General features: G+C 54.2%; 6 protein-coding genes. 2 read left to right on the top strand and 4 right to left on the bottom strand.

Going from position 1 to position 8,686, the window contains the following annotated elements; all coding sequences use genetic code 11:
* Nucleotides 1-39: 39 nt before the first annotated feature.
* Together RID21_RS18375 and RID21_RS18380 are read right to left on the bottom strand one after the other, a co-directional pair.
* Nucleotides 40-3,132: a M56 family metallopeptidase gene (locus RID21_RS18375; RefSeq protein WP_350191317.1), complete on the bottom strand. Its 3,093-nt coding sequence runs from the start codon at nt 3,130-3,132 to the stop codon at nt 40-42.
* On the bottom strand, nt 3,129-3,533 hold the full coding sequence (locus RID21_RS18380) for a BlaI/MecI/CopY family transcriptional regulator (protein ID WP_350191319.1): 405 nt from the start codon (nt 3,531-3,533) through the stop codon (nt 3,129-3,131). Before RID21_RS18380 ends, RID21_RS18375 begins: the two co-directional genes overlap by 4 nt.
* Nucleotides 3,534-3,768: 235 nt before the next feature.
* Here RID21_RS18380 and RID21_RS18385 point away from each other — a divergent pair, with 235 nt between their 5' ends.
* On the top strand, nt 3,769-5,040 hold the full coding sequence (locus tag RID21_RS18385) for an SUMF1/EgtB/PvdO family nonheme iron enzyme (protein ID WP_350191321.1): 1,272 nt from the start codon (nt 3,769-3,771) through the stop codon (nt 5,038-5,040).
* A gap of 136 nt (nt 5,041-5,176) precedes the next feature.
* Here the strand turns inward: RID21_RS18385 and RID21_RS18390 are convergent, their stop codons facing one another.
* Both RID21_RS18390 and RID21_RS18395 read right to left on the bottom strand, forming a co-directional pair.
* Nucleotides 5,177-6,571, bottom strand: a complete 1,395-nt coding sequence (locus RID21_RS18390) for a HEAT repeat domain-containing protein (protein WP_350191323.1) — start codon at nt 6,569-6,571, stop codon at nt 5,177-5,179.
* A gap of 126 nt (nt 6,572-6,697) precedes the next feature.
* Complete coding sequence (locus RID21_RS18395; RefSeq protein ID WP_350191325.1) at nt 6,698-7,177, bottom strand: hypothetical protein; 480 nt, start codon at nt 7,175-7,177, stop codon at nt 6,698-6,700.
* A gap of 405 nt (nt 7,178-7,582) precedes the next feature.
* Between RID21_RS18395 and RID21_RS18400 the strand changes: the two genes are divergently transcribed.
* Nucleotides 7,583-8,686, top strand: a 1,104-nt coding sequence (locus RID21_RS18400) for a site-specific integrase (RefSeq protein ID WP_350191327.1), incomplete at its 3' end; no start/stop codon positions are given.

The raw sequence follows: 8,686 nt of genomic DNA on the forward strand, positions 1-8,686 counted from the left end.
CGGGACGACAGTTCAATTAGAATTTTAATGTGCCAGGGTTTATTCAGCCTCTGAAGAGGGAGAATTCAGATCGCCGAGAGAGATTTGGCCGAAATCGTGAGTGTTGCCACTTGTTGTCTGAAAACGCAGATGGATGCCATTGGGCGTTTTATACCGCGTATGAGAGAGCGACAGGTAGTGCTCGAGCCCTGGTAACACACCTTTGAGGCGGAAAGAACCATCGGCGGCGGTGGTCGTGAGTTCTCCGACAGCCGTGTAAGTGTCGCGGTCGCCCTGCTGCTTTCGATAGAGAACAATTCGCGTGCCGGCGATCGGCGCGCCGGTTGGTTCGTGCACAGTCCTGCCTTCCACAAAGCCGAGCTGCTGCAGTTGGACTTCGATTGGCTGTTCGAGAGGAGCATTCTGTGGGGGACGCTGCACCAGTAATTGCGCGCCGAGCGTATCGTCGGCATTGCGGATGACAACTTCGTGCAACTGTTTTTCCTGATCGGAGAAATCCGTCATGAAGAGCTGATCGAGCCGATACTCTCCCCGTGCATCGGAGACACCATGAATGGGTATAAAACTTTGAATGACGCTCCCATCCATCAACTGAACCGATCGTGTGCTGGTTGCCGCAGTGCGAATGTCGGCCCCAGGGACCGGTTGGCCCTGGGGATCTTTGATGATAAGTTGAATGCGGGGTGCCGGCTGCAGTTCGATGACAGGTTGGCTGTCAGGCCCCTTTTGTGAGACGCTGACTCGTTTTGCGGGCTGTGGCTGCGAGGAGTTGAATTGAAAACCCCGAATGCGCCCCCGCGTCTGGAAGGCAAATTCTCCCGACGGACAGTGAACCAGAAAATAGCCGTCGGCATCAGTCGTCACAACGTGAGGTGGATGCAGGTGCGGAGTCTCAGGAATGAACTGCGATTGCTGCAGGTTCCAGGCAACCGGGGCATCTGGCACGCCGGCTCCTGTTGCCTCGTTGATCACGCGACCGCGGACCGGAATTCCTTTTGGCAACCTGATCTCGACTTCCAGCAGACGCGTTTCCGCGGGCCACGTGAAGAGGTTGCTGTAAGCGAGGTAGGCAGTGTGTTCCGGCGGATAGACGGTTGCCAGGAACTGCGTCTGTTTGAGATGCATGATTTCGATGACGCCGTCCTGATCGTGCTGGCGAGGAGGGACCTGGTAGCTTTGTTGATCAGGGATATATCGCACTCCGGGAATCAGTATTCCCGTTTCATCATCGACAACCCGCAGACGGAGACGGTACCCCGGTTCCAGTGTCACTGCGATCTCGCCGGTCTGGACCGGACGTTTCGACAGGGCTTCCATCTCGGGGGCCAGTTGAGGAACGGTCGCTGCGTAGAGATCGTGCAGCAGGTATTCGGGATGCGAGACCTGCAGGCAAAGTCCCCGCTCTGCGACGAGCCCTTTGAGTTCAAAGCGACCAGTGGCATCGGTTGTGGCCACGGGCGCGTCCCGGAAACCATCGAGGGCGACAAACTGGCGATCCTTCCCGCTGGGCCAGCGTCCCTGCTCCAGGTCAGCCTGTGTGATGTGCCGGAGTGACATCAGATGTTTGAGACGCACTTCGGCGTGGGCAACGGGCTGACCTGCTTCATCTATCACGCGGCCCGTTGCTGCAGTCGGCTTCTCAAGGGTCAACCTGATGTTGGTCACCGGTCTGGTGGTGAGCACGTGCTTCCAGCCCAGGGCATAGCCATCCTTCAAAGCGACGAGATCAACGGGGGCGAACACGCGATCCTGTTCGACATACAGTACGTCTACAAAACGGAATTTTCCCTGTGCATCGGTGGTTGTGCGTGCCAGATCCTGCCAGGGTCTGGGAATTCCCCGACCGCTGCGGGCACGCATCGACTGTCGCAGATAGACGGTGGCTCCGGCAACAGGTTTTCCAGCCGAATCGAGGACCTTTCCAGACAGATCGGGAACCGGCACACCGTCTGTGACAAACCGCTCAATCGACGGCGCTGCATCGTGACTGTGGACCGATTCTACTACCGGTGATTTCTCTACCTGCTGTAATGCTACGTTTGACCGGGATACCAACCCGAGTGAGAACATGCAGAGAGCCAGACAGATCCAGAGAGCAATCCCCGATCCCGAACCAGCGCGTTTCAACCCCAGCAGGGCGTGAATGCGGATGGTGAGATCACTGCCTGTTGCTGCTAAGGCAGGTGACGGGAGTTGTGCCTGTTCGGCGAGGGAAAGCAGTGCCCGGGAAAAGGTGAGTTTGTCTGCGGTGAGTGCGACGACCGCGGCATCGCAGGCGAGTTCCCGCTCGAGCCGGATGCGGCGGGAGAGCCAGTAGACTCCCGGATGGTAAAAGAACAGGGTTTCAATCAGGCATTGCAGGAGATTGACCAGGAAGTCGTGGCGGCGGAGATGGAGCAGTTCGTGCAGTAACAGGCACTCGATCTCTGCGGGAGTGAGTGTTGTAAACAGGGATGCCGGCAGGAGAATGACCGGCTTGACCCAGCCGAGCGCTTGCGGCACTTGGACCACGGAGGATTCGATCCAGCGGATGGCACGCGTGAGCTCAACCAGATCTGCCAGTTGGTTCACGCGGGCAGTCCATGCATCGCGCAGGGGCCTACCGTTGCTGACATGGTTGCGTACGATCAGCCAACCGCCGATCATTCGCAAAGATAAGATGACCACGCCACAAGCCCAGACTGCGACCAGCCAGGGGAGCGTGTTTACCAGAGCAGAAACCTGGAAGAGACCTGGTTCGTTTGGGGGAAACGGCTTTGCATCAGTCGAGCTCGGTGCTCTGGACGCTGCAGGAGACTCTGCTCCCTGAAGAAGTCTGTCTGTTGAAGTAGTTCCCACTTCTGGAACGTGGGCGAACGGAGCGGCGTTTGTCGTCGATTGAGCTCCTGTGGCCGGCGTTTCGCGCTGAATGTGTTCTCCCAGGTTCAGCCAGGTGATGACAGGGCAGAGCAGCATCAGGAACAGGCAGCCGGTGGCCAGCAGATAGCGGAGTTGAGCCGATTGCCGCTGACATATCCAGAGTACCACCCAGGCCAGCAGCGCGAGCGCGGCTCCCTGCCAGACGAAGTGCAGCAGTACGGCGCCCCAGTGGGTCACCAGCGGATGATTCAGGAATTCGTGGAATCCATTCATTCTGATTTCTCCTCGAGTTGGTCCAGGAGTTTGCGGAGAGATTCAATTTCCGCGGGGGTGACTTTGCGCAGGGAGAGTGCCTGCATGACGAGTTTTTCAGTGGCACCGCCAAACGCCTGCCTGACCAGGTCGTCGATCAGTTGGCGTTGCGTCTGTTCCGCCTGTATTGCGGCGTGGTAGATATGCGACCGGCGGGATTCGTCGCGGGTGACGAGTCCTTTGTCAGCCATCTTCTGCAGGATTTTGAGCGTGGTGGTGTAGCCGGTCTCTTTGCCTTGCGAGAGGATTTCGTGAATCGCCCGGACGGTCGCCGGCCCGTGCTCCCAGAGGACAGAGAGGATTTCCAGTTCAGCTGTGGTGGGTTTGGGGCGTTGCTGGTTCATGCCGGCAATATACGACACGAGTCGTAGTTTGTCAACGACGTTTGTCGTACTTCAATCCCATGACTCCCATCGATGGTGGCTGACACCTGCTCTCGAACCCCGCTTTCTGGCGATTCTTTTCTGAATTCCCGGTTTAATTTGCTCATATGTGCAGATAGAATCAGAACCCATTTCCGAACCAGGAAACACGCGCCCACTCAAACCCTTATCAGAACAAGCCAGACTGGGCAACTATCCCGAGGTCGATTCTCCCATGAGCGCAACACAACCGCCTGCTGATTTCAATCCATATCACAAGTGGCTGGGCATTCCCGAAAAGAAATGCCCGCCAACATTCTATGAACTGCTGGGAATCTCTCTGGATGAAGAGGACCGTTCCGTCATCGAATCAGCGGCGAAACGACAGCGGACTCACGTAGAAGACTACCTGGGTACGGAGTGGAACAAATTTGCCAACCAGGTGATCAGCCAGATTGATGAAGCAGAATTGACTCTGGTGAACCCGGAACTGCGGCGGGAATATGATCGTAAGGTCAGTCTGTTTAAGAAACGCCGGAAGAATCGGCAGATCGATCCCTATGCACCTCGTCGCGCTCGCCCAGCGGGAGGAAAAAACAACCGGGTTGTCGGCGAAGGAAGCGGACTGCTCCGCGATTACGCGGGAATTGTCTCGATTCTGGCGATCGCATTTTTCGGAATGGCGGCAGCTTCTTTCTGGTTACCCTGGGGCAAACTGCAGGCTGATCCTGAGCAAAGTGAACAAGTCAACGAACCTCCCGTGGAAAAAAAAGAGGTCGTCGTGAAAGCAGAGGAACCTCCAGAACTTCAACTGGGCGTCGGAATGGAATTTAAACGTCTGCCGGCGGGGACTTTCGTGATGGGAAAAAAAGGAAATAAGAGCCCCAACACACTTCTGCACCAGGTAACCATCAGCAAACCATTTGATATGGGGATTCATGAGGTAACTCAAAAACAATATGAAGCCATCATGGGTTCCAATCCCAGTCAGTACCCAGGTCCGGATAATCCAGTTGACAGTATCAGCTGGCATGAAGCGAATGAGTTTTGCCAAAAGTTATCTGCCAGGCCAGAGGAAAAAGCAGCCGGAAATGTGTATCGCCTGCCCACGGAAGCAGAGTGGGAATACGCGTGCCGTGCTGGAACTTCCACCGTATTTTGTTTTGGGGATGAGGAATCTCTATTGGGAGAGTATTCCTGGTACAAACAGACTGCCCAATCGACGACACATCCCGTTGGGAAAAAGAAACCGAATCCCTGGGGAATTTACGATATGTACGGCAACGCCTATGAGTGGTGCCACGACTGGTTTGAACCTTATCCTTCCGAGCCTGTGACTGATCCGCAAGGCCCCGAAACAAGTAGAGGCCGAGTTCTCCGTGGTGGTGGTTTCAGTAATAGTGCGACTTTCTGCGGTTCGGGAGAGCGTGCTTATGTTTCTCCGGAAATCAACAGGCATTCTTATGGTTTTCGGGTAGTGCGGGAGACGGCGTCTGTGCAGGAATGAAAATCATGTTACAGAGAGTCGGATGGACAACAAGAGTTGAAGTGGTTTGTTCTGAGTAGAGAAAGCAACGAAGAAAAACCTTAAATGGTCTTCGGACAGCAATTTTATCAGACATTTAGCAGGAGTGGATAGTTATCTACTTCCTTTCGGATGATCCCTCTCCCGCGTCATCTGCATGATTCTGTTGACGGGCTGAGTTCTTAATCTTTCTGATCGCCTCGCTGGCATACTCTTGTAGATGTTCGTCGTCTGATTGACTGGCTTCAATGAGATCAGGAATGGAAGATTTTGCCGCGGGGCCGATTTTGCCGAGTGCCAGCGCGGACTCATTTCGGACATCGAAATGCCACTCTTTCTTTTCCCGTAGCGCGGCTCTTAATGCAGGGACTGCTGTTTTCGCCGGTGGTCCAATTTCTCCTAACGCACGTGCGACTGCGGCCCTGAAAGATCCAAATTCTGATTCATCCGGAGCCTGTAATGTTTCACTGAGTGCTGCAACCGCAGCGGCATTCCCGATCATCCCTAAGGCTTCAGCAGCCTTGGCCTGGGCTTGTTCTTGATCCTGCAGAGTCTGAATCAGAAACGTCATTGCCTGCCTGGCAGAGGGTTTCTCAGGAGAGATTCTCACGAGTGCAGCTGCCGACATGATGCGCGTGACCTGATTCTCATCCTGTTGCATGAGCCTGATTAACGTGGGTTCTGCCACTTTTGCAGGTGGTCCGATTGCAGCCAGTGCCCGGACGACGTCGGTGCGTACAGGCACTGTAAATCCAAAATCGGCATATGAGTCCCAGCGAACTTTTGTCGTAGTCAGTGCTTTGTTCAAAGCATTCACCGCAGGACGTGCCTTGTTTTTATAACTTCCCAATGTGCGTGCTGCTGCCGCCATGACATCGCCGTCGGAATCTCCTAATGCTTCGATCAGAAGGGGAATGACCATTGTGGCTTGCGGATCCGCGTTCGCCAGAGATTCCAGAATAGACACACGAATGTAGTCGTCTTTGTCAGCGCGGCGATATTTCTGTTCCAGCAGAGGCACCACCACCTGCGGCGCTGCCCCCACTCTGGCGATGGCAGCAACGGCACTATCGCGGATCCAGGATTCAGGATCATTCAGAGTTCTTGATAGTTCAGCAAACGACGTATTTGCGACGGGCCCCAGTTTCGCGAGCGTATCGGCAGCCATGGCACGAGTTGCAGGATCTTTATCCCGCAGAGCCTTAATCAACGCAGGGACAGCCGGGCGACCGATGCTGGCCAGCGCATCGGATGCAGCATTCCTGACACGAGGGCCTAAATATTGAACATCATATTTCGTCGGGGCACCGAGATCATTGAGGGCCGCGATCAGAGGCGGAATGGCGGGTTCTGCTGTCGGACCGAGCTTTTGCAACGAGCGGGCAGCTTTGTACCTGACTTCGGGTTCCTCAGACTTTAATAACGTAACCAGATGATTGACCTCATCTGCAGCAGGGGCCACGACGGGTATTATAAAGTAAAAACAAAAGAGTAAGCTACAGAAACGAGACACGTGCATGATCTTCCCCATCCCCAACTATAACTCTATTCAGGTTAGCAGACAGACAACGTGTATTCAAATTTTGAGTTTTAGAACGTAAAGGTTTCGAAAATCAAGGCGTCCATTTTTTAAGCCTGTTCAGCGTTTCAATGCCTCACAGATTCGGTCCAGATCTTCACCTGGTGACTCTTGGCGGGCGCAGCGGAATACATGGGACATCCGCTTGCGCATTTCGTTGGTAATCGTGACGAATTGCCCGCTTTGCTGGATCAGATCCAGGAGCCAGTCGACGCCTCCATACTGCAGCAGTTCCCAGGGATCGTTGTGGACCATTAACTCGATAATCTGCTGGCCAATATCCTCATACTCGGTCTGAATTTTTGCGAAGCTGGTGCAATAATCATCTCCGGTGATATAGCAGCGATCGCCAATCCAGCTGCCTACCAGCGGATGGTCTTTCACGCCGGTTGCGTATTCGTTTTTGTCGAGTAACAGATAGCTGAAAGCCCGGGAACCAATATTATATCCGATCGCATATTGCTTGATGTCTCGCCCTGATGGATCGATACAAAAATATTGAGATCTGGTTTCGTTGACGTAGTAGTAATAGACGCCCATGAAAGTCATTCTCCCGAAAGTCTGTTGAGAAATGAATCACGTAAGAAAATTCAGGCAAAGCCAGGCGTCTGGGAACAGAGCATGCGATGTGACTTACCCGGAGATGACATTATGACCAGCTGCAGCCTATGTCAGGCACCGCGCATAAAAAAATCGCGAGTGAATCGCGATTTTCTGTGGTCCCGGTTTCTGATGGTTGCGTACGAGATATGATCTCGTAAACCCTGTATCAGAAAGGGTTTAAAAGTCGGGGCGACACGATTCGAACGTGCGACCTCTTGCTCCCAAAAGAAGGTATCGTCACGTAAATAATTGATATGAAATGACTTGAAATCGTTTTTGGTCCACTATAACATGGACCAGAGCAGTTTTATGGACCACAATCTGGACCAACGGAGAGTCGGAATGCCACGCCAGGCGAAATTGAACTGGGATGCCCCCCGCAACAAGTGGCGGGTCGTCTATCTCGGCAAGAAGTACCGCTTCGACGGCGGTAGCGGAAAGAGCGATCGCGAGGCCAGGAAGCAGGCTGAAGCCGCCTGGCGGGCAACTAAAGCCCAGCTCGACCTCGAAGCCGAAGAAGCCAAACCCCACCGGACCGAGTATAAAAATGTGATCGCAGAATGGGAGAGTGTACTCAGATGGTGTATCGACCATGACGAAGGAATGACCGCCGCTGTCGCAAGAGACAAGATCAAGGCTCTGGAAGAGCGACTGGCCTTACAGACTCCCCCACCGCTCGGGTGGTCAGATCGGCCCTTCAACGGTCCCGCCCCGCTCATTGAGATCAATGAGCGAATGAAGCCGGTGTATCAAGAAGCTGGCTTAGAGCCTGTCATACAAGTCAGCGGTCCGGCTCCCTACGAGCACACCCAGTGGCAAGACCGGCTGGAGACTCAGAATCGTCGCCTGGGCGAGGCGAGCACCGAGGACACATTCGCAGCGAACGTCGAGAAATACCTAGTCCAGAAACGTGCCAAATTCGCTGCGGGGCAACTCTCGGCTGCGTGGGCTGAGACGTCGAGGTCGCACCTTGAGTTCATCATGGAGTTTACTGGAAGTGGCACATCCGTCTCACGAATCGACCACAATACCGTCCAAGGTCTTAACAACCATCTGCTGGGGCGAGTCGCGGCCAAACAAATGAGCGACCATTACGCTCATAACGTATTTGCTGTTTTTAAGCAGTTCGTCCGCTGGCTCGTTAAGAACACCTCGCATCTGGAAATGCTGCCCAAAAATATAAACGACCAGGACCTGCGGATCTCGGTCACCCCACGCGAAGTGAAAGTCCTCACCCCCGAGCAAATCAAGACCCTGATGGAAAAAGCCAGCCCACGGACCAAACTCTATCTTCTGTTAGGCTTGAACTCGGCCATGACGCAGATCGATATGGCCGAACTCCATCCCAATGAAGTTGACTGGAAGCAGGGGATCATCACACGCAAACGGAGCAAAACTGGGAACTGCGAAAACGTGCCCGTGGTATCGTATCCGCTTTGGCCGGAG

It is taken from the genome of Gimesia sp. (assembly GCF_040219335.1).
GTDB lineage: Bacteria > Planctomycetota > Planctomycetia > Planctomycetales > Planctomycetaceae > Gimesia.